This window comes from Fortiea contorta PCC 7126, assembly GCF_000332295.1.
Lineage (GTDB): Bacteria > Cyanobacteriota > Cyanobacteriia > Cyanobacteriales > Nostocaceae > Fortiea > Fortiea contorta.
The window spans coordinates 1,478,422-1,503,706 of sequence record NZ_KB235930.1; the positions used below are offsets into that span (position 1 = coordinate 1,478,422).

General features: G+C 40.9%; 21 protein-coding genes and 1 CRISPR repeat array (1 of these 22 cut by a window edge). Of the genes, 3 read left to right on the forward strand and 18 right to left on the reverse strand.

The genetic code is table 11. The features are described from left to right. A CRISPR array of direct repeats spans positions 1-1,938; the repeat unit is 37 nt; unit sequence GTTTCAATCCCTGATAGGGATTTAAGTTAATTAAAAC (it extends 147 nt beyond the left edge of the window). 255 nt (positions 1,939-2,193) lie between these two features. The 11 genes from cas2 to cas3 form a co-directional block, all read right to left on the reverse strand. Next, complete coding sequence (gene cas2 / locus MIC7126_RS0107170; RefSeq protein ID WP_017652456.1) at positions 2,194-2,466, reverse strand: CRISPR-associated endonuclease Cas2; 273 nt, start codon at positions 2,464-2,466, stop codon at positions 2,194-2,196. 39 nt (positions 2,467-2,505) lie between these two features. Continuing rightward, positions 2,506-3,510: a type I-D CRISPR-associated endonuclease Cas1d gene (gene cas1d / locus MIC7126_RS0107175; protein WP_017652457.1), complete on the reverse strand. Its 1,005-nt coding sequence runs from the start codon at positions 3,508-3,510 to the stop codon at positions 2,506-2,508. An 84-nt stretch (positions 3,511-3,594) separates the two neighbouring features. Then, the gene (gene cas4 / locus MIC7126_RS0107180; RefSeq protein ID WP_017652458.1) at positions 3,595-4,185 is read right to left on the reverse strand and encodes a CRISPR-associated protein Cas4; all 591 of its coding nucleotides are present in this window, start codon (positions 4,183-4,185) and stop codon (positions 3,595-3,597) included. 30 nt (positions 4,186-4,215) lie between these two features. Then, positions 4,216-5,046 carry a CRISPR-associated endoribonuclease Cas6 gene (gene cas6 / locus MIC7126_RS0107185; RefSeq protein ID WP_017652459.1) on the reverse strand — a complete coding sequence of 277 codons (831 nt, stop codon included), beginning with the start codon at positions 5,044-5,046 and terminating at the stop codon, positions 4,216-4,218. Next, a complete protein-coding gene (locus tag MIC7126_RS0107190) occupies positions 5,024-5,656 on the reverse strand; it encodes a 2OG-Fe(II) oxygenase (RefSeq protein WP_017652460.1) in 633 nt (210 codons plus the stop codon). Before MIC7126_RS0107190 ends, cas6 begins: the two co-directional genes overlap by 23 nt. 102 nt (positions 5,657-5,758) lie before the next feature. Continuing rightward, entirely contained in the window at positions 5,759-6,466 is a 708-nt protein-coding gene (gene cas5d, locus MIC7126_RS0107195) for a type I-D CRISPR-associated protein Cas5/Csc1 (RefSeq protein ID WP_017652461.1), read from the reverse strand. Continuing rightward, the gene (cas7d, locus tag MIC7126_RS0107200; protein ID WP_017652462.1) at positions 6,466-7,482 is read right to left on the reverse strand and encodes a type I-D CRISPR-associated protein Cas7/Csc2; all 1,017 of its coding nucleotides are present in this window, start codon (positions 7,480-7,482) and stop codon (positions 6,466-6,468) included. The genes cas5d and cas7d overlap by 1 nt, the downstream gene beginning before the upstream one ends. A 48-nt stretch (positions 7,483-7,530) precedes the next feature. Beyond that, positions 7,531-10,962: a type I-D CRISPR-associated protein Cas10d/Csc3 gene (cas10d, locus tag MIC7126_RS0107205; RefSeq protein ID WP_017652463.1), complete on the reverse strand. Its 3,432-nt coding sequence runs from the start codon at positions 10,960-10,962 to the stop codon at positions 7,531-7,533. 64 nt (positions 10,963-11,026) lie between these two features. Next, complete coding sequence (locus MIC7126_RS0107210; protein ID WP_026100092.1) at positions 11,027-12,046, reverse strand: PDDEXK nuclease domain-containing protein; 1,020 nt, start codon at positions 12,044-12,046, stop codon at positions 11,027-11,029. A 12-nt stretch (positions 12,047-12,058) separates the two neighbouring features. Continuing rightward, positions 12,059-12,304 (reverse strand): hypothetical protein, encoded by a 246-nt coding sequence (locus tag MIC7126_RS0107215; RefSeq protein WP_017652465.1) that lies wholly within the window; start codon positions 12,302-12,304, stop codon positions 12,059-12,061. A gap of 274 nt (positions 12,305-12,578) precedes the next feature. Then, positions 12,579-14,795 (reverse strand): type I-D CRISPR-associated helicase Cas3', encoded by a 2,217-nt coding sequence (gene cas3 / locus MIC7126_RS0107220; protein ID WP_017652466.1) that lies wholly within the window; start codon positions 14,793-14,795, stop codon positions 12,579-12,581. 100 nt (positions 14,796-14,895) lie between these two features. On the opposite strand from cas3, the gene MIC7126_RS0107225 reads away from it, so the two are divergent. Next, a complete protein-coding gene (locus MIC7126_RS0107225; RefSeq protein WP_017652467.1) occupies positions 14,896-15,765 on the forward strand; it encodes a WYL domain-containing protein in 870 nt (289 codons plus the stop codon). A gap of 93 nt (positions 15,766-15,858) precedes the next feature. Here MIC7126_RS0107225 and MIC7126_RS0107230 read toward each other — a convergent pair whose 3' ends face one another. From MIC7126_RS0107230 to MIC7126_RS0107250, 4 genes are all read right to left on the reverse strand, one after another. Continuing rightward, the gene (locus MIC7126_RS0107230) at positions 15,859-16,770 is read right to left on the reverse strand and encodes a fructosamine kinase family protein (protein WP_017652468.1); all 912 of its coding nucleotides are present in this window, start codon (positions 16,768-16,770) and stop codon (positions 15,859-15,861) included. 119 nt (positions 16,771-16,889) lie between these two features. Continuing rightward, positions 16,890-18,176, reverse strand: coding sequence for a M16 family metallopeptidase (locus tag MIC7126_RS0107240; protein WP_017652470.1), 1,287 nt, complete (start codon positions 18,174-18,176; stop codon positions 16,890-16,892). Positions 18,177-18,272: 96 nt separating this feature from the next. Then, on the reverse strand, positions 18,273-18,551 hold the full coding sequence (locus MIC7126_RS31535) for a hypothetical protein (RefSeq protein ID WP_193787682.1): 279 nt from the start codon (positions 18,549-18,551) through the stop codon (positions 18,273-18,275). Between the two features lie 15 nt (positions 18,552-18,566). Next, the gene (locus MIC7126_RS0107250; RefSeq protein WP_017652472.1) at positions 18,567-19,040 is read right to left on the reverse strand and encodes a hypothetical protein; all 474 of its coding nucleotides are present in this window, start codon (positions 19,038-19,040) and stop codon (positions 18,567-18,569) included. A gap of 250 nt (positions 19,041-19,290) precedes the next feature. Here MIC7126_RS0107250 and crtD point away from each other — a divergent pair, with 250 nt between their 5' ends. Continuing rightward, a complete protein-coding gene (gene crtD, locus MIC7126_RS0107255) occupies positions 19,291-20,808 on the forward strand; it encodes a C-3',4' desaturase CrtD (RefSeq protein ID WP_017652473.1) in 1,518 nt (505 codons plus the stop codon). Positions 20,809-20,858: 50 nt separating this feature from the next. On the opposite strand, the gene MIC7126_RS0107260 is transcribed toward crtD, so the two are convergent. Next, on the reverse strand, positions 20,859-22,907 hold the full coding sequence (locus MIC7126_RS0107260) for a coiled-coil domain-containing protein (RefSeq protein ID WP_017652474.1): 2,049 nt from the start codon (positions 22,905-22,907) through the stop codon (positions 20,859-20,861). Between the two features lie 156 nt (positions 22,908-23,063). Beyond that, positions 23,064-23,969, reverse strand: a complete 906-nt coding sequence (gene hslO / locus MIC7126_RS0107265) for an Hsp33 family molecular chaperone HslO (RefSeq protein ID WP_017652475.1) — start codon at positions 23,967-23,969, stop codon at positions 23,064-23,066. A gap of 238 nt (positions 23,970-24,207) precedes the next feature. Between hslO and MIC7126_RS0107270 the strand changes: the two genes are divergently transcribed. Beyond that, on the forward strand, positions 24,208-24,594 hold the full coding sequence (locus tag MIC7126_RS0107270; RefSeq protein ID WP_017652476.1) for a hypothetical protein: 387 nt from the start codon (positions 24,208-24,210) through the stop codon (positions 24,592-24,594). 218 nt (positions 24,595-24,812) lie between these two features. Here MIC7126_RS0107270 and MIC7126_RS0107275 read toward each other — a convergent pair whose 3' ends face one another. Then, positions 24,813-25,238 (reverse strand): universal stress protein, encoded by a 426-nt coding sequence (locus MIC7126_RS0107275; RefSeq protein ID WP_017652477.1) that lies wholly within the window; start codon positions 25,236-25,238, stop codon positions 24,813-24,815. Between the last annotated feature and the right edge of the window lie 47 nt (positions 25,239-25,285).

A 25,285-nucleotide genomic window follows, 5' to 3' on the forward strand; every position in this document is an offset into this window, starting at 1 on the left:
TCTTGGTATTAATAAATATGTCAAGTTTCAATCCCTGATAGGGATTTAAGTTAATTAAAACCACAGGGGTAATCGACATCCTCGAAGCGATCGCTTTTGTTTCAATCCCTGATAGGGATTTAAGTTAATTAAAACAATTGAATTATATCGTTTTCGAGTTGGTTTAGTGTTTCAATCCCTGATAGGGATTTAAGTTAATTAAAACCTGTGCGGTTTTGAATTTCGTCTGTTTTACGTTTGTTTCAATCCCTGATAGGGATTTAAGTTAATTAAAACTTCAATCCATCGAGGTGTAACTGCACCGTTAATGTTTCAATCCCTGATAGGGATTTAAGTTAATTAAAACTATTTCTAATGGTGATTTGGTGCTTTCTCGAATGTTTCAATCCCTGATAGGGATTTAAGTTAATTAAAACAATGGATTGGCTAGGCGATCGCTCCCAAATGTGGTTTCAATCCCTGATAGGGATTTAAGTTAATTAAAACTGAAAGGTCGAATTCTACGGCGTTTGTGTTGATGTTTCAATCCCTGATAGGGATTTAAGTTAATTAAAACCAGATTTGGTGGGGGTCTCCTGGAGGTTTGAGATGTTTCAATCCCTGATAGGGATTTAAGTTAATTAAAACTACGCTACTAGGGCGATTGATAGCTGTACATGTTCGGTTTCAATCCCTGATAGGGATTTAAGTTAATTAAAACTCTGTTGTTCCGGCTTGTGTCGAGGTAGCATTCAGTTTCAATCCCTGATAGGGATTTAAGTTAATTAAAACGTCCCGCAGTTGACCAGCACGCTGCACACGAACAACACGTTTCAATCCCTGATAGGGATTTAAGTTAATTAAAACATGACAAAGTCACTTTTGGTAGTTTAGGCTTCAGTTTCAATCCCTGATAGGGATTTAAGTTAATTAAAACTCGATGCCCGGTTGGTAGCCGGGTTTTTTGTTGTTTCAATCCCTGATAGGGATTTAAGTTAATTAAAACGTTAGAGTCATAGCCCCGAATTACCATCTCTGCTGTTTCAATCCCTGATAGGGATTTAAGTTAATTAAAACTTTATTGCTGCTATATTGCTATCTACCTAAGTCATAGTTTCAATCCCTGATAGGGATTTAAGTTAATTAAAACTTGAACCTTTCTATGGACGCTAAAACTAAATTAGAGTTTCAATCCCTGATAGGGATTTAAGTTAATTAAAACCTATTATCAGTTTCTTATCTCTATTAACTGGTATAGGGTTTCAATCCCTGATAGGGATTTAAGTTAATTAAAACGTGCAGCTTTAGAAGCCATAATAAAAAGGGTCGCAGAAGTTTCAATCCCTGATAGGGATTTAAGTTAATTAAAACGTCACTTGCTCTAGTAGGCTTTCCGCCCCGCTCCAAGTCTCGTTTCAATCCCTGATAGGGATTTAAGTTAATTAAAACGTTTCCTTTACTCTTTTATAGTAACTAGTGTTTAGTTTCAATCCCTGATAGGGATTTAAGTTAATTAAAACACGAGTTTCTGGAAGTAATGCACAGATACCTGGAAGGTTTCAATCCCTGATAGGGATTTAAGTTAATTAAAACTTTAAGTAATAAGTGGCTAGTATTAAAATCAGCCATTAGTGTTTCAATCCCTGATAGGGATTTAAGTTAATTAAAACGAACTGTAATTGCACTGTTAGTTACTATACTGAAAGTTTCAATCCCTGATAGGGATTTAAGTTAATTAAAACTTCTTGCAATATTGCAGCTTGTCTTGATAAGGCATTGTTTCAATCCCTGATAGGGATTTAAGTTAATTAAAACATATTAGCCAGAGGTATTTGGGAAGCTTGGGATATTCGTTTCAATCCCTGATAGGGATTTAAGTTAATTAAAACATTTCTCTTTTATCTAAAAGTCCAGAAATATTGGTTTCAATCCCTGATAGGGATTTAAGTTAATTAAAACTGCCGGCATCCAGAAGGCTTGATATATTTGGTTTTCAAGGTTCAGAAGTGTCAATCTGGAGACAAGATAGCTTTTGAGGGGTTGGGTTGTCAAGGTGGGGTGAATGGCAAATAGCTCAAAGACTGTGGTGATGGGGGTTTCAGATTTGGCGTCAACCTGTTGGGTGGTGAAATTAGGCTCAAAGTCAGCGGGGATAAGCTTTTGAGGCACGAAATTTACTCGTAGCTTTCAAACACCTACTGGTTGACACCAAAATCATGCAAAGAAGACGGTGGTATCAATTGGCATTTCGCCGCCGATGCGCTCAATTTTGGGTTGACAGCAAGCGCAGAGATAGTAAAAACGAATGCTGTCTTGGTCTGGTTTGATGACTTTTGCCAAGCGCGATCGCAGTTTAGCATATTGAGTTGGTGTCAGTTCGCACTCAAATACAGAATATTGCATCCACTGTCCATAAGATTTGAGAATCTTGTGAATTTTGGTGCGACGCTTGTCTTCTGATATATCGTAGGAAATTACTAAATACATTTATTTGGGGAATGGGGTAATATTAGAGTGAACCCAACTCTACTTCATAACTAATGGTGGATATTTGTCAATTTCTCCTAGTAGATATTTGGCAAGCAATCTCGCTTGAATCTCGAAGGTTTCTTGATAGGTGTGTTGGTTTTGCATGAGCGGATGTTTAAATTTATTTTGTTTTTTTTCTTGATATAAACGCAGAAAAATATGTAGTCCATCTTTGGTGAGTGAAACTGCGTTACTTAGTGGTTCTGTGATAAAGTCTTTTGGTGTTAGCATTCGCCGATTAATAGCTGTGAGCACAACAGCGTCTACTATTAAAGGGCGAAATTCTTCCATTAAATCTAGTGCTAAAGAAGGTCTACCATAACGCTCTGTGTGTAAGTATCCTAAATAAGGGTCGAATCCGACGATATTTAAAGCTCCTTGGATGTCGTGGCGCAGTAAGGAATAACCTAAACTCAAAAGGGAGTTAACTGGATCTAAAGGAGGACGACGATTCCGAGTTGAAAAGTTGAAGTCGTCTACACGAATTAATTGATTAAAACAACCAAAATATGCAGCACTCCCAGCACCTTCAAAGCCTCTGATTGTATTAATTGAATTAGCTTTATCTAGAGATGCGATCGCATTCGATAATTGATTGATACCGGCATCTAAATCTAGTTCAGAATAGCGGCGTTTTGCTTGTGACAACGAGTAGCGATAATTTTTCAATTTACCTCTAACAAAACCTTGTGTAAGGTGAATAGCTTGTGTTGTTTCTCCAGCAGCTTTCCATTGAGCGGAACGTACAAAAATATTCTTACTCATTTCTGGTTCTAAACGGGCGATATATTTACCTGTGTTTGTGAGAAAAGTTAGGGGAATTTTTTGATTGACTAATTCAGCGATCGCTAAAGGAGAAATGCTGGCTCGTCCCACAATTACCAAGCCATCAATTTTAATCAAAGGTATATCTAAAATTGTCTTTTTCTCAAATTTTACGTTGAGACGTTCGTCTGTTTTGCCAATAAAAGCATCATCTTGTGTAATATAAACTGTCCCCATAATTTCACCTCAAATTCTCTTAATTTCCTACTCTCTGCGTCTCTGCGTGAGCCAAATCCATATTTTCAATTACCGACGCCAAAATTAACTGGCTTCATGGTAATTTCTTACTCTATCGAAAGCTTTAGGTAAACATTGTGAATTCAGACTGCATCCTTTACAGCGGTTGCTATAAATTGGTTTTGGCATTATACCTGTTTCTAGAAGATTTGTGACAGATGTAATAGTAGCGATCGCACTTTGTCGTAACTCTGCATTAATCTCTACTAATTGTCGTTGATGGGAGTGAGCATAATAGATGTAACCTGTGGTAATTGTTTGTCCTGTCATCTCTTCTAAACATAAAGCTTGAGCACATACTTGCAGTTCATCGTTATCCCACTCACCTTTATGTCCTCGCTTATATTCAACAGGATAAAATTGACCCTCTGCTGATTCAATTAAATCTGATTTGCCAATTAGTTGATACTTATCTGATTTCAGCCAAATTGCTCGTATTTGCCACGTTTCTTCATGCATTACCTCGGTTGTAGTGTGGACGCGATCGTGCAAACTTGTGCCTTCGATTGTGTATTGATTATCAACAAATTCACCTGCACAAAACATCCTCCAACAGCGATGAGAACAGTAGGCAAATTGATTTAATGCCGCAATTGGAATATATTCGATGTTCATGATTATTCGTTATTTATTATTCTCTAAATCCTAATAGCTTAATCGCCGCGTAATTCCCATACCCATTGTGGTTTTACGTCCAACACCTGCATATAGTGCGAAGTCAGATAGAGCATTAATTTGTTTAATTTGCATTGGCTCGACTTCTCCCAAAAGCCGATAACTAATTTCTCCTAAAAGGCCAATAAATTTACTGCGGGAATCTGCTAATATTTCTGTGTGAATGTTAATAAATGAGGGGAAAATTGACTCTATAGCAATATCAGTAAAGTCAATACCACTGTATTTATTCCACCGTGTTAATAGGGAGTTAAAAACACATTCTCTGGTGGGGAGAGTTGTATCGAACTTTCCTTGACGAAAGGCTGTAGGAGTGGAGAAGGTGAGACGAATTGTGGTTTCGCGATCGCTCGCTTGCTCGTACAATTGAGCATAGCTGCAAGCATTTGCCCAAGGTTGCGTTGATTGCGGTGTGCCTTGAATGGTGGTAATATACAAGTCTGCTGGGCCAAGATGCCAAGGATGATTGGGATTAAGATTTAGCCATAGTTGGGTAAGTTTGCTAAATAGAGTGTCATCTAATAACGAGATGCGCCACCAACAAGGAGTCTCAGCGGGGATGGGTTGTTGATGTGAATATTGCAATTGCGATCCTCTTTTACTCCCCTTAAAATGGCTGTCAATTTGTAGAGGGGAGAGGGTGAAAGCTTTGTCAGCGTCGGAGTCGTGGAGGCGATCGCCTAATGTTTTATCTACAGAACTGACTAGAGTTAAAAATAGGGCGTGCAGATGTCTGCCTGTGAGATATTGTGGGGGGATAGGCGATTGAGGTAGTAAATTAAGGACTAAACTGTGAGGCATATTTACGTTTTTTGGTAGTAGATTGAGTAACTCTAGATTCAATAGTAAATTCTGGAATTTCTGCTAATTCAGTCTCACCTAAACTATACTGTTCACAAACCAAACTCAATCTATTTCCAGGAGTTTTCACAGCGTTAACAGAGTGAGTTAAGTCGCCTTGAAAGTAAACTAAGGTGTTCATCTGTGGTTTAATTTGTCCTAGTTGGCGCTTGTGCGCCTTGAGTAAGAGTTCTCCACCTTCCATATTTTCAGGTACTCGCACATATAGAACACTCACAAGCGCAGGCGGTTCAACGGTTTTGCAATAAGAACGCAGAGAGCGATCAATATGCGGATCAACGCGAGAACCTTCCTTGAGTAGCAGGGGATTGAGGTAAAAAGCGTTACAACTAGGCTGGAGAGCTAAATCTAAGTACGGCTTGAAATAGGGGAATTGTTGCTCTACTGTGGGGATGTGCGATCGCTTAAACACCACTGAAAATCCTTTAGTCCCAACAAAATCGCGGTTGAGGTTGTTGATAGCAAAATAAGGACAAGCGTGGATTTCTCCCCACAAGTTGTTGAGGTAATCACTGGGGAAGGCGTTGGGTTGTTGTTGGTAGTATTTCACAAGTATAGGAAAATGGGAGGGGCGATCGCTAAATTAGCGCATCTAAAATTTTACCCCTCTTTCTCTCTGCGCCTCCGCGTCTCTGCGTGTTCAAAAAGCAAACTAACTGCGAAAACGATATTCCATACAAGCCGGAATTTTCAAATTTTTTACATCATCAAAATAGTAATATTGCCCTCGCATTTGCACATTTTGAATTAAACTAACTGGAGGCATATTCACCACATCGTAGCTAATCACTTGATTAGTAAACATCACATCTAAAGGGTTTAAAGGATGTGTACAGGTGAATAAACCTTCAACAGTTTTAGGGTTAGATAACTTCTCAACCATTACCTCAGCCTTACTCATCCATTTACCCAAGCGAATCCATTTTGGTAATTTGAGTTCTTTTTGGGAAATGACAAAAAACTCAAATACACTTTCTGGTGCAATTTCTTTAGCTCTACCAAAACTAGGGATATTCTTCTGAGTTTTCTCCATTTCCATGTGGTAGTTGTTGTTAGCATACTTCCACGTATTGAGGATAGTAGAATGATTGAGCGATCGCGCTGGAGTTACATAAATTACCTGTTGATTGAGTGGCGTTAAATGCTCCTCATATTTTGGCACTTGTTCGGGACAAAAATAGCGATAAGAATGTTCTTCAGCTACCGTAGTAGAGTAGATTTGACTATCAACTAAACCCAATGCATAACAGAGAGCGTAATTATGAATTACTGGCTCTGTTTCGTATAATCTGCCAATTTCACGTGTGGCAAAATAGAGGCTGTCGTGTAACTCTAATTGACAACGGTAAATAAATACCATTATTCTTTCCCCGCTTTAGCAGCAGTTTTCTTCTTAGTGATATGCTTGCCTGCATAAGCCTTAGCTTCTGCATCAGCTTTTTGTAAAATTTCCTTGATTCCTTTTTCGCTTCCTGTGAGAGTTTTAACTTCATTCAATAAGGATATAAAAGCATCACCAATAAAGTCAGTATGAACGATAAATTCATCAGCCATCAACGCTGCAATTGCATTTTTAGCAGCAGTAATTACATCATGTTCATCGAGAGGCTCTGGTGGATTTAAAGTATTATTAGCTTTCATTTGGTCGTGTATTGCTTGCGTCCAACGCAGATTACTAGTAATTTCTCCATCTGCAAATACAACACCAACTAGCTCATTTCTAACACGACCTGTGCGGGTTGTTTGCGCTCCATAGTGGCGAGTTCGCAGAATATTATTAAAAACGTAAAGGAAGCTAGCTTCGGTGGGGTCTTTGAGTGTGACAATACTAGGGAAGAAAACTTGCGGTCTGATGTGGTCTTGCTGATTAATTCGGCTAGTAACTTCACCCGGTTTAGAATTATTTTCACCCTTAGAAGCCATTGTGCCATTTTCAAAAGGAGCATTGAGAGTGAAGGTTTCGTGTGATTCATCAAATGCTGTAATTGAAAATGCGGTATCTACTACAACTTTTGATTTTTCGGAACCGGAATCACCTATAGCAAAGCCGTAAATAATACAATCAGGATTATCCATTGCAAAATTCACGTTATATTCGCATTCTTCAGCCGTCATTAAGCCATAGTTACGCAATAGTTCTCGACCAACTAAACGCTCTGGAGTAGACTGTTTGCGCTTGAACATTGACAAACGGCTAATTGTAGTTTTGTCTTTTACTCCGGCTCTTACTCGTGCTTTATTTAGTTCTCCATCTGTTTGAAATAAAGGATAAGATTCGGTAATCCGAATTGTCAAAAAGTGGACATATTTACCCATTGGTTTGTAAGGAATTTCAGCTTGAAATAACTTGGATTCAACAGTTTTGAGAATTGCCATAATTTATCTCCTCAGAATTATTTACTAATTGTTTAGGCAAGATTAGAATTATTGATTTTCGTTATCAACAGATTCAGTAGATTTATCATCTCTAGCTGCATTTTCTTTGTCGTCTTCTAAACGGTAAAGAAACTCGCAGGTATCTCGAATTAAGTTTAGTTGACGACCAGCTAAACGAGCGCGATCGCCTGCAAATGATTTCTCAAATACCTCCGTTACAAAATACCGTGCAAAATCTAAAACAGCTTGGCGTTCCTCCTCACGTTTGCTGATAATCCAACGTCCTTCAGCTGTAGAGGAATGAACGCGATCCATGAGTTTAAAAACTTCTGCTGCAACAGCCGCAACTAATGTATCTCCCTGAAACACACTTGACTCAGCTTTGAGTATAGTTTCTGCTGCGATATCAATGGGTTTCAAAACAGCATTAGATTTAGGATTATAACGCTTATTAGCTCTATAAAATCTGCGATACAAATCTGTTAGTTTCTTTGGATGATTCAGACTTGATTCTTCCTTCACATTCAATGTTTCCATATTGTTGTCATATTTTACATAAGGGTCAAAACAAGGATAAAAGTGATAGGCATAAAGCCTAATTTTCTCAATTCGTGCTGTTTCTATTCCCTGGTTACGTACCCAACGATTGAGGTAAGAAAAAACGTACAGAGGACTAGTTTCAAAATCTTTCGCCAGTTCTGTAAATCTCCCCCAATTGGCATCGTAACCAGACTTACCTTGTCTAGCATTGACATCAAGGTGAATAGCATAGGCGGCGGTAAGCACATTTAAAGGTGCTGGGTATTGGATACTGTTTTCATTCCAGCCTTCGAGAATGTAGTCAAGACGGAAGCGATCGCGCCTTACTAAAGCACGGAAAGCATGAGGCGCACTATCAAGGAAAACGCTTTCCTCAAATTCAGCACCATCATTAAAAGGTGGAATTGGCGACTCCGAAACCACAGTTTTAACATCTAAAATCATGGGAAAAGCAAATGCTAACCAAGTTGGCATTACCCAAGATTCCGTATCGGTGCTGTCTCTTCCTGGCGGGAGTGCCATGAAGTAAAATGTTAAAGGCTGGTCTTCAGGATAGGAAAGCTTAAAGGTGCGATCTTTGTCACGCTGGAGGTTTTCATCGATTAAGAAACTATCTACACTTTGATAATTTTCTCGTTTTAAGTTTGCCTGTAAATCTTTACTGATAAAATGATTGCGGACGCTGGTATCAAAGCGAGTTTGAGCAATACCATTGTATGCTTTCTGCAAAAACTTATTAGTCTCTGGAGTAAAATAATAAGTTGGATAAAAATAGAGATAGCGATATTTCCCATCTTCAAATCGCTTACCTACAGCTTGAGTTTGATTCATCAAGATTTGCCTCAGCATCATCTCCACACCTGCAATACTGGAGATATTGCGTTTAGCGTTAGAACCTCCTAATATTTGCTTGTTTGTATAAACTTGGGGCGTAAATAAAACTGCTGATTCCATTTGCTCAGTAACCGTGTAAGCAGAATGAGAAATTGAGCAAATTAATTGTTTCCCTCGTCCTGCTTTTTTCGCAGCATTGTAGTTTGCCAACTCCTTAAAAAAGATTTCTGCTTGATCGGTAGCTGATTTTTGTTGCGTTTCAGTCGGAAGCATAATCACGCGATCGCACCAATCCCTCAAATCTTTCCATTCATCAGGTAGTTTGTACTGATTAATGATTGGTTCAATGACTTCTATCCATCGATTAACCAGACTTTGACAAATCTCACGAACGTCTTCTTGCCCTGGATTACGTTTAAGGTATTGCGTTGCAATATAATACCAGTCATACGCGATGCCTCCAGTATCTTTAAGTTGCTGAAATGCGATAATTTCAGATTTATATTCAGATAAATCAAGAAAATCAATAGCTATTTCTGTAAGATTAATAGTTGGAATTGGAGGTAGTTTTTTGTTATTTTTAATTAGGGCTTTAACTCTGTCCAGATACTCTTTCCAAAACTTTCCAGTTATTAAAGCTCCTAGTTCTGCCAAATGATCTATACGAATATCTTCCGCAAAATCTATTTCGATATTCTTAGCTAAAACACCTTTACGCTGGAATTGAGCTAAATTAGTAGCTTTATCTGCTGCCTTGCTGGTTTTGACTTTACTCGGTACTGCATCGACGGTAAACTGCATTAAGCCTTTGATGTCGAGAAAGAGATTGTAATAGTCGGCATACTTCATCCCAATATTTCCACGACTGAAGCCAACTTTTCGGAGTTGAAGTTGATTAGCGCAGAGTTTTTTTATGGTGTCAATAACGCGATCATCTAATCCTTGTCTACTAATTTTTGGAGCATCTTTTCGAGCTAAATAAATTACTCCTGTGGGTAGATAAAGCAGTCTTTTGTAGTGAGTTTTATCCTCAGTGTTGAGGCTAGTGTGTGCTTCCATCAAAGCATTATTAACAACGTTAGTTAATACACCACGGTTTTCAGCAATACTGTGATAGGTAAATTTTAATTGCCCATCACTGAGGCTGTGGAGAATTCCATTTAATGTCTGGTGTTCTGCATCTTGAGGATGCTTAATAATTGAGGAAAGTAAATCAGCTAAACAAGTTAAATCAGCAAGACATATCAGAATGTAATCATCAATTATTGGCTGTAAACCATGCTCAGAAACATTGAGATTTGTATCATTTCGACGCTGGGCATTGTAGGCAATAAATAACAAATCATCTCGATATTCTTGCCATGCTGTTGGTTCATCAGGACTAACAAATTTATCAAGACCTAATTCACAGACTATAACATCTATAATTTCGCGGTGAGCATCTACAGATAACTTGCGAATGTCTTGTTCTTTATCTTGTCCAATTGCTTTATAATTATCTGGCATTTTAGGAAATAGCCGATAATCAAACTTTTCAAAATCATGTAAAATAAACCCAGCAATTAATAAGCGTCTTTCTTGTTCTTGAATTACCCTTTTTGCAGTGGTGTCAAGTTGATTTAAACAACGTTCTATTAAATTAGCTGGTAGTAAACCATTGAGTAAATGAGTATTTAAAGATTGATCACCTGCATTTCTTCGATCAAGTTTTTTCGGTTCTTTTATTTTGTGACTTTTTCCTAAATTATTTTGGTGGAAATTCTCTATCTCCTTTTCTTTCTTTTTATCAAGATAATCAAAAAATTTACCACCTTTGGCTGTAACTCCAACTGCTACCCGTAAAAGATTGGGTAAAACGTAATCACTAAATTCCTGCATAATTAAATCATCGTCATTTTCTGATTTAATTGCATCTTGCAGTAACTTGAGGGTTAAGAGTTCTGCTAATTGCGTTTCGACTTTTAGATTAGATATTTCTTGAAAGTCAGAATCATCTCCAGACATCCAATCATCATCTGATAGTTCGGAGGTTGAATCATTTTCTGTTTCTGCTTCTAAGATTGATAGTTGTTGATATTCATCTGACTTCTTACTTTTTTTAGCCATCTTCTTTATTAAAAATAATTAAATAAGATTTGAGTTATACAGCATTATCGCTAATCGTCAAGATTCATTCAAATCCTTCTAGTAATCTAGCAACTTGTTCTGGATCTGGAAGTTGATTTTTTAATTCTTGTGGTACTTTAGAAACTATTTGGTAAGTTGCAACACCAATTGGTTTATTAGATTCCTTTAGTGCATATTCAACAATAGTTCTCTGTTTGGACTTACAAAGAATAATGCCAATAGAAGGATTTTCTTCTGGTAGCTTTACCGTGTTATCTAAAACAGCCAAATAAAACTGCATTTTGCCAACATATTCAGGTAAAAACTTACCAATTTTTAATTCTATTGCCACCAAACACTTTAAACGGCGATGATATAATAAGATATCTATAAAATATTCTTCATCATCAACTTCTAAACGATATTGGCTACCAATAAAGGCAAATATTCCACCCATTTCTTGTAAGAAAGGTTGAACTTTTGCTAAAATTGACTCTTCTAGCTGTCGTTCGCTGTGTTCATCTGCTAATTCCAAAAAATCAAAAGTATATTCATCTTTAACTGCTAGCTTTAATTGGTTACGGATCTCTGCTGAAATACTTTGATCAAAATTAGTTTGATTCAGCAGAGTTTTTTCATAAGTTTGATTTTCAATTTGGTGAATTAAAACGTTTTTTGTCCAGCCAAACTTCCGAGTCATTCTAATGTAAAATTCTCGTTCTAAATCATCTTTGCATTTTTCTAAAATGACTAAATTGTGAGTCCATCCAATTTCTGCAACCATTGGTTGCAGTTTTTCATTTTGGCTATATGTGACGTAAAAGTTCCGCATATTCCAGATATTTCGAGCAGAAAACCCACTAATACCAGGAAATTCTGCTTGTAAATCTTTTGCTAGCTGTTCTACTACTGATTTCCCCCAACTAGCATCCTGTTGTTTGATAACAATCATCTGCCCAATATCCCAATACAAGTTAATCATTTCCCGATTAACTGCCTTTAATGCTTCGTACTGGGCTGAACGAATCCGTTGTTGTACTTCCATAAGTAGATTTCTGTAATCATCAGAAATGGAATTACTCATAATGACAATATTTCAATCTCTACAGTAAAAATCGTTTTTTTCTTCTAGTTCCTGATTTCTACCAATTAGATAGTCGAATTGAGCAACTTTTCTGCATAACAATTGGATTGATTCCTCAGTTTCCTCAATTCTACGGTCATGGTCTGAGAGTCGATCATCTTGAATGATATTGTGCTGCTGCTGCACTTTAATGCGATCAATCAGATCATTGATGGCATAACGGAGTTGGTCTAAGGGGTCAGAGTTTTGGCTTTGCATCTAAGTGTTTCCTGGTTTAAAGGATTACTTTAGAGCCTAGCATACTATTTTTTCCGAGACCATTGATTTTTATCGTAAAAGCACTCTCTGACAATATATCCGTGAATAATGATTCTGTAACTATAAACAAATTCGACTGTGAATGCCTCTTTCGTGCTATCTTATGGTGGTGGGGTCTTTAAATAATCCCTTCTTAGGGATTGAAACACAGACTCATAATTCACTGATACTGAACCCACCCTGCTGACAAAGCAGCAAATCCCTATTAGGGATCTCAACACGGCGTTATCCATATCTCATCCCCTTTACTCTTAAACCAATATGTCAAGGTATCTAGCAATAGTGCAGACTGCCCGAAGGCAATGCAGTATGGTGGTGTATTATCTAAAACACTATATTGGTCACTAATTGGGTAAATCTGAAAGTGCATTGGCAATCGTCCTTGCTGACGTACTCTCTCTAAGGGAAAAGGCAGCAGATAACAAACTAATGCCTGTTTCTTCAATTGCTTGTTAATTTCACTAATCCAATAGTTTGCAGGTTGCCAAACCTGAATACCCAACAACACCTGCACATCCCATGTATCAGCAAAGGGTTTCAAGTCTCCAGGATAAGTAAATTTCCAATCTAGTCTTTCTTCTCGATAGCGAAGTAATTTCATAAATCCTAAGCAGTTTTTAAATCTGCCTTTGGGAATAACTGTATCTGTGCGTTCTGCTGTCGCTTGTCGCAGTCGTTCAAATTCTGTCCCCTTCATCGGTTCAATTTCCAAGTTGCTGAGAATTCCAGGTAAATCGTAGGTTTTGAACTTATCAGCCTCATTTTTCTCTGTAGTGTCGTAAATTCCACACAGTAAAGGACTCTTACCTCGAAAACTCACAGCCTCCTCTAAAATAGGATTTCCCTTATCTGTTCCTGAAAGTTCGTGCCATTTTTCTTCCCATTCTTTGCTACGGACAAACGCTGCTTTAAGACTGGCTTTTCTTTTGTCTGTGCTGAAAACTATCTCACAATCTTTCTTTAGTGCTTCCTGACTACCTGCTGCATATTGCTGTTTAATATTAGGATGTCCCAACTGTCGAACCAGTCGCATAGATTGAACAACACCCCATTTAAAGTAATAGCCTGTAAAATCATTAATTTTGCGGTATTTATCCCTAATTTGATCGTGAAAAAATGGACGTTCATAAACTTCGCCTGACTTCAATAGTGGTGTTTCATCCTTCCCATCTTTTTCAAAAAGCCTTTTCACCAAAAATTCAGGGACAAGTGCATAAGCAGTAAAGTTAGTAAAATTAATCTGCTGTCCGTTACGTTCATAACCATCATGTCGTCCCAGTCTGCCTAAACGCTGGATAAAATTACCCGCATCTGCTGATTCAAAAAACAAGAAATTGATTTTGAAATCAACACCTACATCAATAGTGCTAGTTCCCAAAACTAAATCAGCATTTAGGGATTCTTCTTTAGTTTTTTTCCCAGATAAACCAGTATTTTCTTCAACTGTGAAATTATACGGCTGGAGAAAAGGTATAAAAAAATCCTTTAATCTTTTCACAGCAGCAATAGAATTAAGAATAATTGCGCCTTTGCTACCTGGATGCTTTTGTAAATGATCTAAAATCAACGCTGCATTATCTTTCAACCAAGTTTCCGAAGCTTTAGGTGTAGATTCTAAACCGACAAAATGCAATGATATTTCCCCTACGACTTTTCGCCAATCTTGGATTTTTAGAGGCTCAGATTCAGTAAGAGTATAAGGAAATTGATATTTATGCTCTTCAAGTGGGTTAATTTCATGACAGCGAAAATCTGCTAATTTAAGCCTTTCAATTAATTGGGTATTTGGTGTGGCAGAAAGGAATAAAAACTTTTTACGCCTATTAGTGCGACGAATCAAAAGTATTGTATTAATGACGCTGGCGATTTGTGGTGCTTGAAATACGTGAAATTCATCAAAAAGAATGACATTAAAACGCTTATCTATTCTATTCCAGAGTTTATCGGGATTATCTTTATAAAGTAAATATGCCCCATAATGTAGATAGTGAAAAATATCAGGATTTGTAAGCAAAATTTCAGATTGTCCAGCGCGAGTTTCTAAAGCTACTCCTTTTTTTAAGTTTTCTTCTTCAGCATAAATTTCTAATTCTTGCCCACTTAATCGATTAACACGCGGTTTATGTTCAGGCTGAAATTTCTCAATGTATCCTCTAATTTGTTTTTCTTGATCTCTAGCGAGTTCGTTTGTGGGATATAGCCCTAAAACTGGAGAGTGTCTTTGCAAAATATCCAGGTATCCGGCGAGACTTTTACCATCGCCAGTCATTGCAGTGTTGAACACGACATCAATATTTGGATCGCGCAACGCTTCTAAAGTAGCTGCTTGATGCCAAGAAAGTGACCAATCTTGAGGTAACTTCACCCCGTCAGGTGTCGGGACTGTTTGGGAGTAAACAGGCTTGAGAGTAATTCTGTAATTTTCGGACATACACTTAAATAGTGTCCGTAACTAGTTGTTAAAAACTATATTGGCACGCAAAATAGAAGTTGACAAGAGAAAATGTGTACAAAGTGTACGGACAATTTTAATGAGTCGAAAAGGTCAATCTATTACACTGTCGATATCAGAACGTGATAAAGCCGAGCTAGAAGCGATCGCCTTAGAATTCGGTATGATGTGGGGAGAAGAGCAGCCTAACATCTCCAAGTTAATTAAAGCGATCGCTCAACGTCAGCTACTTATCGGTAACAATAACGATTGGAAAGAATCCCGCATCCGCGCCTTACATCGCTGTATTGCGGCTTTGACAGATATCGGACAAATTGAACAAGCCCAAATCATTGCTAACTTGCTTCTCGAACGCAGCGAACTATCAATACCTCTGCGAAACGAAATCGAACGCTTTCTCGAAAATTCCCCTCCAGCTTGGCGCTTACAAATAGATAACTACATTCTGCGAAACCAACCATTTCAGCTTTCTTATCAAGATGCAAGAGGTGTATTATTCAACTTTACAGTTCGCCATGCCCAAGTTGCACCTCACGAAAAGCGACAATATCTCGATTGCTGGTGTGAAGAAACAGAAGGAAACTTTGATATCCCAGAACTGATTCACAACTGGAGTTTACGATTAGACAGAATTACAGATGCAGCGGTGACTGTAATTTCTGGTGAATGGCGTAATCAGTTAGATGAGATAGAAGTTGAAATGCATTTATTCGCTGGTTTAGCCTTTGCTTATCAAGCCAAACCAGAAGACACTACAAGCGAATGGCTACCAGATAAACCAAAAGTCAAGCGAGTTATCAGGCGAGTATCGAGTACCTTTTGGTTTAGCCGCGAAGTTATGCAGTATGCACCAGATTGTGTTGTGATATTACCGGAAAATGTGCGCGATCGCCTCAAGCAAAAACTCCTCACCCTCTGCCAGTTGTACGATATCGAAACCACGAGTTAAATGATACCGTCACCATAACAAAATTAATTTCAGAAATACTCAGCGCTACTCTGCACTGACTCCGTGTCCCTCTGCGTTAAAAAACTCTCCAAATTAATGCAAAAATCGCAAAATCTGGTCAATCATTCGATTCGCCTGAGAACCATAACCGCCGCCAAATAAGTTGAAGTGATTCAAAATATGATACAGGTTATATACCGTTTTTCTATCTTCATAACCTGCATCTAAAGGAAACACTTCGTTATAACCTTGATAAAACTCTGCAGGAAAACCACCAAACAATTCTGTCATGGCGATATCAACTTCTCTATCGCCATAATAAGTAGCTGGGTCAAAAATCACTGGTTCTCCTGACACACTACACCCAGCATTTCCACCCCACAAATCGCCGTGTACTAAAGATGGTTGTACCTCGTGGTCTACCCATAATTCCGGAATCGCTGCTAATAATTTTTCTTGCTGCGGAAAACTACCACCCCGACGCCTGGCTAACTGAAATTGATAACCTAGGCGATGTTTTGTATAAAATTCTGCCCAGTCTGCTGTCCAATTGTTGATTTGGGGTGTGGAACCAATGGTATTGTTAATTTTCCAGCCAAAACCTTGACTGCTGGTAGCTTTATGCATTGCAGCTAGTTTGCGTCCCATCTCCAGCCAGGATTGAGTATTACCTCTTCCCATTTCTAGCCATTCCAGCACGATGTAGCTAGAATTCCCAGCCGTACCCCAACACAGGGGTTTGGGAACGCGGATGCTAGCTGTTGTCAGCATGTCCTCTAACCCCAGCGCCTCGGCTTCAAACATCGCCACTTGTGATGCTTGATTAATTTTGACAAAGTAAGTCAACTCACCATCACAGACAGCATAACCTTGGTTAATACACCCACCACTCACACTGCGCCGCTGCTGACTCTGAAATTTCTCACCAGTCACCCGGCTAATATGAGCATCAATTTCCATCCAATTTGTCAAGTTCCCCACCTCCCCATCACCCCACCTCCCCATCACCCCATCACCCCATCTCCCCATCACCCCACCTCCCCATCACCCCATCTCCCCATCTCCCCACCTCCCCATCACCCCACCTCCCCATCTCCCCACCTCCCACACTCCCCATGCCCAATTTAATATGGCTTCAGCACAACTACACCATAAGCATCTGGATCAAGATACTGATTTGCAGCCAGTAGTAAATCGTTTGCTTGCTGGGCTTGAATATATTCTGGGTAGTTAAAAGCTGGTTCTAAATCACCTAGCAATGATTGATAATAACCATACAACCCAGCACGATCGCTTGGTGTTTCGTTACCAAATATAAACCTGTTAGCAACGCGCTTCCGCACTCGGTCAATTTCTTTGTCTGTCGCTAATTCTGTCTGTAGTGTGCGAATATGTTGAGCGATCGCATTTTCTACAACTTCTAAATTTTCCACTGCACACTTAGCCGAAATATAAAAAGTTCCTTGCAGTCGATGACTCATATTACTTACAGAAATCGAGGAAACCAGCGCCCGTTCTTCCCGTAAATCCCTCACAAACCTTGATGTCCGTCCGTGTCCCAAAATTCCCGCTACCACATCCAGCCCATAAGTCTCATCTAATTGACTCAACCCAGGTACGCGCCAAACCATCACTAACCGCGCTTGCTGGAGGCTTTCATCAATAAATTCTCGCCTAACAATTGTAGTAAACGCTGGCTCCTGTCGTACGGGTGGCGTTTCCTGACCCCTAGTTTCCCCACTCCTGGTTTCCCCATCCCTAGCAAATCCCGCAGCCACAATTTCTATCAACTCTTCCACAGGTAAATTACCCACAACCGCTGCTGTCATCGACTGAGGTTGATATAAAGCCGCGTGGAAATCTCGCATCTGTTGGGGTTGGAGTTGAGAAATCACCGACTCTGGCCCCAGCACCGGACGGCGATAGGGTAATTCCGCAAACGCCGTTTCCATCGCCCGGCGAAAAGTTCGCCGCTGGGGATTATCCTCCGAGCGCCTAATCTCTTCCAGAACTACCAACCGTTCCCGTTCAAAAGCATCATCAGGAATACTCGGGTTAGTTACCACATCTATTTGTAATGGAGCCAGTTCGGCAAAATCCTTCGGAGCAGCGGTGATATAGTAGTGAGTGTAGTCTTGGCTAGTAGCGGCATTGGTAACAGCGCCCCTCTCTTCAATCCGGCGCTCAAACTCACCACTCGCCAGTCGTTCTGTACCTTTAAAAATCATATGCTCTAAAAAATGAGCCATGCCGTTAATGGCATCAGATTCTACCGCAGAACCAACGTTAATCCACAAATTCAGGTTAACAGCTTCAATCGGCATTTGCTCCGCTACTATTGTCAAACCATTCGGTAACTTGTGGAGCGTTGGCGCATGAAGACGAGGGTATTTTAGTAGAGCTGAAGTCATGGGTTGTGGTGAGTTGTGAGGAAGCTTTTTACTTCTCTATCTTATCTATGACTGATAGTTGACCGAACAATTCGTAACTCCCAGCAGGAAATTTGCTCATTTCAGCCTCAAAGGCTCAAGCGTCAGCCTCAAAGGCTCAAGCGTCAGCCTCAAAGGCTCAAGCGTCAGCCTCAAAGGCTCAAGCGTCAGCCTCAAAGCCTCAAGTGTCAGCCTCAAAGGCTCAAGCGTCAGCCTCAAAGGCTCAAGCGTCAGCCTCAAAGGCTCAAGTGTCAGCCTCAAAGGCTCAAGTTTGGTAGGGTGCGCTATGGACTTTAGTCCTAACGCACCGAAAATCTTTGGTGGTGCGTTACGCTGACGTGGTAACGCACCCCACACCTATTCGCTGATATCTCAACTGGCTGTAGTTGCGGGTTTCTTTTTCGGAGAACTGCGGGTAAACCTGCGTCCCATCTCATCAATGACTGCATCTAAACCAGCGACATCACCGCTAGCCTTGGCGTAGTTGTAAACTGCTAAAGCGGCTGCATAAGCTTCACTACCAGCGGCTATACAGGTATCATCGACGAGTTCTTGCAGTTGGGTTAGGGATAACAGCACTGGATACAACGCCTCATACAGCGCAATATCCCGGCGCATCTCTTCTAAATCAAAGGAACGGGGTAAAAAATTCGGGTTTTGTGTCGCAACTTCCAAAGCTTTGCTGACAAAAGCCCGGCTTTTATCTCCCATCTTCACAATTGTGCGTCGGTCTTCTGTTGTCAAATCTACCAAAAACGGTAACTTTTCCCGAATCGTCCCGATCGCTTTCATTACCGCGTCCCGGTCTGCAGGGGAAAGATTAGCACTGATACGATTGTCTGCCATTTTTATCACTCCTTTGAGATAACTTATCTCAGTATTCCCAAAGTTAAACAAGCGATCGCTTTCTTAACACTAAGCCTCCCTTGAAAATGTCTTTCTTTGCTTTCTTTTCTTTGCGTCTTTGCGCCTTTGCGTGAGGCAAAAAATATATTTATGCAAGTGATCTAACATACAAGGCTGGATTGAGGCTTAGTAAAACTCAACATTTGTTACAATTATGAATAATATTAAGAAATATAACTAAAAATCTCTAATGTCTAGTTCTCCCCTGGATAAAAACAAATCCCGCGTTGTTGTTATCGGTGCGGGAATCGGTGGACTCACAGCCGGTGCTCTATTAGCTCATCGAGGTTACAGCGTTTTAATTCTGGATCAAGCCCTTGTACCTGGGGGCTGTGCTTCCACCTTTAAACGCAAAGGATTTACCTTTGACGTGGGAGCGACGCAGGTCGCAGGTTTGGAACCAGGGGGAATTCACCACCGGATATTTTCAGAATTAGAAATAGATTTACCAGCCGCAACGCCTTGTGACCCCGCTTGTGCAGTTTATCTTCCTGGGGAAACAACACCAATTAATGTTTGGCGCGACCCTGAGCAATGGCGAGAGGAACGCCAAAGACAATTTCCTGGTAGTGAGCCGTTTTGGCAACTATTAGCAACATTATTTAACGCCAGTTGGGAATTCCAAGGACGTGATCCGGTACTTCCGCCACGCAATTTGTGGGATTTGTGGCAATTAATTCAAGCAGTGCGTCCCAGCACACTCGTTACAGTGCCCTTTACTCTGTTTACGGTAGGGGATGCATTACGACTATATGGACTGGGGAATGACCAACGCTTGCGGACTTTTTTAGATTTGCAACTGAAGCTGTATTCTCAGGTGAATGCGGATGAAACAGCCTTACTTTACGCAGCGACGGCGTTGAGCGTGTCGCAATTACCCCAAGGTTTATATCACCTCCAAGGTAGTATGCAAGTATTAAGCGATCGCTTAGTACAATCTCTCGCCAGAGACGGCGGTAAACTGCTGATGCGGCACACTGTAGAAAATATTACAGTCAAAAATGGTCAAGCCACCGCCGTAGTTATTAAAAATCAGCAAACTGGGGAAGTATGGACCCAAGCCGCTGACCATGTAGTCGCCAATGTCACCGTACAAAACCTAGTGCAGTTGTTGGGCGAACAAGCACCATCAAGTTATAAACACCGAGCAGAAAAGTTACCCCCAGCTTCAGGAGCATTTGTCGTGTATTTAGGCGTTGACGCCAGCGCCATTCCCCCGGGATGCCCGCCCCATCTCCAATTCCTGTACAATGCCAACGGCCCCATCGGCGAGAATAATTCCCTGTTTGTCTCCGTCAGTCATCAAGGAGACGGTCGCGCCCCAGAGGGAAAAGCGACAATTATTGCTTCGACCTTTGTAGACCCGACTCAGTGGTGGCAAACCGAAGATTATGAAACACTAAAACAAAAATATACCCAAGAAGCGATCGCTAAACTTGCCGAATACTTTTATCTCAAACCAGAAACAATAGTTTACCAAGAAGCAGCCACACCCCGCACCTTTGCTCATTTCACCGCACGCGATCGTGGTATAGTTGGCGGTATCGGTCAAAGAATACCCACCTTCGGCCCCTTCGGTATCGCCAACCGCACACCCATCAACCATCTGTGGTTAGTCGGCGACTCGACCCACCCTGGAGAAGGCACCGCCGGCGTCAGTTACTCTGCGCTAACGGTAGTTAGGCAAATTCAAGCCGAAACACATTAGCTATCCAAAAATAGATCTAGAGACGAAGCAAAAGCAACGTCTCCTTAGTATTACTGGTCAGCAGGAATCGTAGACGGGGGAAATTGCGAACTCTCAGGAGTAGGTGCAGGTTCCGGATTGAGGAATTGTCGCCAAGCGCGAATTTGTTCTTGCGCTGCGCTGTAAGCCCCACTGCGTCGCGGAATCAACCTAGCAGTCTCAATCGCTCTCACAACATCAGACTGACTTTGGAGGCGAGCAATCTCCAACAATTGCTGACTCCATTGATCAATCGCCACATTAGCATCCATGCGTAAGATACTGCCTCTAGGCACACGCTCCGCTAGTCGCATGGCTTCAACCAAAGCATCTGGAGTCCCAGCCAGCGCAGTTTCTCGCGCTGTTTTCCAAGTTTCTCTAGCTTGAATCTGTCCTTGCCAATCTTCTATAGCCGCCTGTGCTTCACCCGCCAGGGCGCGTCCTGACGACGCCAGTTGTTGTACTGTGCTAATGGCTGCAGGCAGATTTCCACTTTGAGCTAATTCTCGTGCTTGGTCTAAGTATGGCTGGTCTTGAATGCGCTGGATTTTCGCCGTCCAAGTGCGAATTCGTTTCCGTGTCTCAGGGTATAATGCTCGACCGCTGCGAATTTGACTAGCTTCTGCGATCGCTGCTTCTAAGGAGTTAATATCTTCTAATAAAGCTATCTGTTCAGCTCGTTCTAAAATTGGCCGATCCTGGATAGTCTCCACTTGAGCTTGCCAGCGACTCATCTCTTGCCTAGCTTCTGCACCACGGGGGTTAAGTTGGGGAATCTGTTGAGCTTCAGAAATAGCCGCCGTTAAATCGTTGATTGACCCCTGACTAGCTAATGCGCGCGCTCTTTCTAAACGGGCGACATCTTCAATTTCCAACTGCCAACGGGCAATCAGCTCTTGGGCTTTGTTATACACTGCTCTTGAAGGCTGTATCTGTTGCGCTTGGGCAATAGCTGTTTCTAAACCAGGAATTGTGCCAATCCAAGCACTTCTTTGCGCCTCGCCTATACTAATAAAGTCTTCTATTTCCGTCTGCAATCCAGTATTTTCAGGAATTTGTCTAACAATACTCAAGGCTTCGTCTGCATCTCGGCGGTCTAGCTTTTTCTGCGCCACATCCAATATTTTACGACCAAAGGCCGGAATTAACTCCTGTGCTTTGGCGTATACGTAGCTATCTCGCCCAATGGCTTCAACCACCTTAATCGCTTTGAGTAAATTATCAACAACGCCAGTGTCTGCGAGGCTTTTAGCTTTAGCTAACTTCTCTCCATCTTCCCGCGCCGTCACAATCAGGCGATTTAATTGGTCATACTTAGTGGTTGTCCAATATTTATTGTCCACCCGCAGCAGCCTAGCAGATAGCATAAATGCCGATTGCCAATGCTCTTGTCGCAGTTCCTCCTCCGCATCTTTGTAAATCCCTTCTGCTTTCGACCAGACGGATTGCCATTTAGTCACTTGCTCGTCTACTAATTTATAAGCAGACAAGTCACGAGGAATTTTGCGAGCAATAGCGATCGCTTCATCTAATCTACCTGCTTGAAAACTGTCGTCAGCTAGGCCCAGAACATCTCGTGACCATTTTTCTAAAAAGCGATCGGCCTCTCCCCGTAGGGGATGGTCTTTTGGTAATTGCTTGACTAACCCAATCGCTTGTAGTAAGTCCTGTACTGTCTGCTTAGAAGCCGCCAACTGAGCACAATGTAACCTCACCTGAGAACTAGCCAAAGGCCAGAAAATTGTCGGGCAGTTGGGCGCACTTGGTAATTTTAGCAACATTGCCATCGCTAAAAACCCAATACCTCCAGGAATTAAGGTTAACATCGCTAACCAAAACACCCAACTTTGCATCCAGTGCGGCAATTTTTGATAAATCTGGTTCAGAGAAATAATCGCTTGTGACTGACTATTTAAAGGTAATCCGTCGGCATTTTCTTCTGTTCGCCGCTTCACTGACTTAGAGTTAGAACCAGTAGCTGGAATACCGAATGCATGAGTTTCCTGGGACTCTTTGATAGTTTCATCCGGCTTTCTGGCTCTAGCTGGGGACCAATTGTCTGGAATATCCCGCTCTGTCATTGCTCACACCAAAATAATTGAATAGCGATCTGTTAGCGATCGATGATTCTATTGTTGTCATAGTAGCTTTCTCGTTGACGAAAAAGCTACCTTGCCTCTTTAATCAATATCAACAAATACCACGAATCAATCAAAAAATTAGTTTGTTTTTATACCTTACCCTGACACAGACGACTCTGCTTGCAGATCAACAATTAGTTGCGCTAATTGATCGCTACTAGCCTGATAAACATTGCCACAAAAGTCGCAAGTTGCTTCAGCGCCATCATCTTTAGCAATCATATCTTGCAGTTCTGCTTCTCCCAGAATCTTTAACGCTCCTAACACACGGTCAAAAGAGCAACCACAGTGGAAGCGCAACATTTGACTTTCGGGAAATATCGTCAACCCCATATCTCCGAGCAGACCGCCCATAATTTCTGTCAACGTCTTCCCCGCTTGCAATGATGGTGTAAATCCCGCTAAAGCTGCTACTCGTGATTCTAGTAGTGCTACTAAAGCTTCGTCTCTGGCTGCTTTAGGTAACACCTGTACTAATAACCCTCCCGCCGCTGTCACCCCAGTTGGCCCCACAAACACCCCCAAAACCACCGCCGAAGGAGTTTGTTCAGAATTCACCAAGTAGTGCGCTACATCATCACCAATTTCACCAGATACGAGTTCTACCGTACTAGAATAGGGGTAGCCGTAACCAATGTCTCGGACAACGTAAAGGAAGCCTTTGCCTACAGCACCACCGACATCTAATTTACCCTTGGCATTGGGAGGCAGCTCTACATACGGGTTCGCCACATAGCCTCGCACTGTCCCATCTAACCCCGCATCTACCAATATACCACCCAAGGGCCCATCACCCTTGACTCGGACGTTGACCCTAGACCCGGCTCGTTTCATGCTAGAAGCCATCAACAAGCCTGCTGCCATAGTCCGACCCAGCGCCGCCGTTGCCACGTACGACAAATTGTGCCGCTGCCGTGCTTCTTCCGTCAAGCGTGTAGTGATTACACCAACTGCACGAATTCCGCCATCGGCTGCTGTGGCGCGAATTAACTGATCCGCCATGAAGAACCTTACCAACTAATGTCCTACACAAGACCCTTGCTTTTGAGCATGGGAATTACACCTATCATAACAAAACTTAACTTAATCTTTTGAGTGATGGGCGAATTATAATGTTTTTGTGAAGCAAGTCGATTTATATAATCAAGCTTTTATCTGTTATAGCTATTTAGTATTATGTGAATTTTGGCAATCAGCGTACTGAAAAAATTACTCATCAACTGAAGATCATCTAGAAAAAATGCTCGGTACTTTCCAACAAAGCCAATTACGAATAGAAATATCTGCCTCTGTAGATACTATTAATCAAAGTCTACTACGTCCTATGCAAATAGAAAAATGGCTGCTAGGACAACGATTTGCTCCAGGAATTCCAGAAGAATTACATTCAGGAGTTCAGTTTACAAGCTGGACAGGGCCAGTCGCCATCCATCATCAAGTAGATGTAGCCAGATTCAACTGCTTGCGTCTGCTATTGAGCGGAGGAATCGACGGTTTTCACGAATGGTACTGGGGCGAAGGTTGGATACAATCTCGTATTGAGGGAATTTCTTTACTACCTTTAAGTTTAGGGCAAACGCTAAATTTGTTGAGCTTGCGGCAGTTTTTAGCAACTCAAAAACATTAACTGTTTGCTATTAGCTATGCTTGTTGTTAGGACTTTTTTGCTGCAACTTAAAAACATTAAAGTCTTGATTCAAGATTTATCTGCATTGATCAATTTGTTGATTTGTATATAAACGTCGCTGTCACTCTAAATCCAGTACTGATTGATTCTGAATCCTGAATTCTGACTTCTGAATTCTTTTTCAATAGTTTCATCCTTCATCCTTCAGCCTTTTTGTACTAGTTAGACTTAACCACTAACACAGAACAATTGGCTTCTTCTACCACTTGACTACTAACAGAACCTTGGACAATTCGCTTTATCCCTGTTAGTCCTCGACTGCCAATAATAATTAAATCAGCTTGATAAATATTAGCAATGCGAATAATCTCATCAGCAGGATCACCAGTTACTAATTCTAACTCACTATCAAATGAGAATTTTTTCTGGTAAGATTGCAACTGTTTTTCAATTTGGAAATAAGTCAAAGTTAGTGACTCTGGCTGAGGACGATCAGCAGGTAATTCCTTTTCTGATTCTGGAGGGGGAAAGACGTGACAGAGAATAACTTTGCTCTCTTGTGACAGCACTAACTCGTCTAAAATCTCAATTACTCTTTCTGCAATTTCCGAACCATCCAGAGCTACCAAAATATTTTTTAGCACTGCTCTTTTCTCCTCAAAAGTAGACCCTTTTCATCAATATTTAGTGA

Bases quoted from the DNA above. Each gene is read 5' to 3' on its own strand.
- MIC7126_RS0107270 (WP_017652476.1), top strand. From the start codon at position 24,208: ATGCTCGGTACTTTCCAACAAAGCCAATTACGAATAGAAATATCTGCC.
- MIC7126_RS0107250 (WP_017652472.1), bottom strand. From the start codon at position 19,040: ATGGCAGACAATCGTATCAGTGCTAATCTTTCCCCTGCAGACCGGGAC.
- cas6 (WP_017652459.1), bottom strand. From the start codon at position 5,046: ATGCCTCACAGTTTAGTCCTTAATTTACTACCTCAATCGCCTATCCCC.
- MIC7126_RS0107210 (WP_026100092.1), bottom strand. From the start codon at position 12,046: ATGAGTAATTCCATTTCTGATGATTACAGAAATCTACTTATGGAAGTA.
- cas3 (WP_017652466.1), bottom strand. From the start codon at position 14,795: ATGTCCGAAAATTACAGAATTACTCTCAAGCCTGTTTACTCCCAAACA.
- MIC7126_RS0107225 (WP_017652467.1), top strand. From the start codon at position 14,896: ATGAGTCGAAAAGGTCAATCTATTACACTGTCGATATCAGAACGTGAT.
- cas5d (WP_017652461.1), bottom strand. From the start codon at position 6,466: ATGGTATTTATTTACCGTTGTCAATTAGAGTTACACGACAGCCTCTAT.
- cas4 (WP_017652458.1), bottom strand. From the start codon at position 4,185: ATGAACATCGAATATATTCCAATTGCGGCATTAAATCAATTTGCCTAC.
- hslO (WP_017652475.1), bottom strand. From the start codon at position 23,969: ATGGCGGATCAGTTAATTCGCGCCACAGCAGCCGATGGCGGAATTCGT.
- MIC7126_RS0107240 (WP_017652470.1), bottom strand. From the start codon at position 18,176: ATGACTTCAGCTCTACTAAAATACCCTCGTCTTCATGCGCCAACGCTC.
- MIC7126_RS0107260 (WP_017652474.1), bottom strand. From the start codon at position 22,907: ATGACAGAGCGGGATATTCCAGACAATTGGTCCCCAGCTAGAGCCAGA.
- crtD (WP_017652473.1), top strand. From the start codon at position 19,291: ATGTCTAGTTCTCCCCTGGATAAAAACAAATCCCGCGTTGTTGTTATC.
- cas1d (WP_017652457.1), bottom strand. From the start codon at position 3,510: ATGGGGACAGTTTATATTACACAAGATGATGCTTTTATTGGCAAAACA.
- cas10d (WP_017652463.1), bottom strand. From the start codon at position 10,962: ATGGCTAAAAAAAGTAAGAAGTCAGATGAATATCAACAACTATCAATC.
- cas7d (WP_017652462.1), bottom strand. From the start codon at position 7,482: ATGGCAATTCTCAAAACTGTTGAATCCAAGTTATTTCAAGCTGAAATT.
- cas2 (WP_017652456.1), bottom strand. From the start codon at position 2,466: ATGTATTTAGTAATTTCCTACGATATATCAGAAGACAAGCGTCGCACC.
- MIC7126_RS0107230 (WP_017652468.1), bottom strand. From the start codon at position 16,770: ATGGGGAGGTGGGGTGATGGGGAGGTGGGGAACTTGACAAATTGGATG.
- MIC7126_RS0107215 (WP_017652465.1), bottom strand. From the start codon at position 12,304: ATGCAAAGCCAAAACTCTGACCCCTTAGACCAACTCCGTTATGCCATC.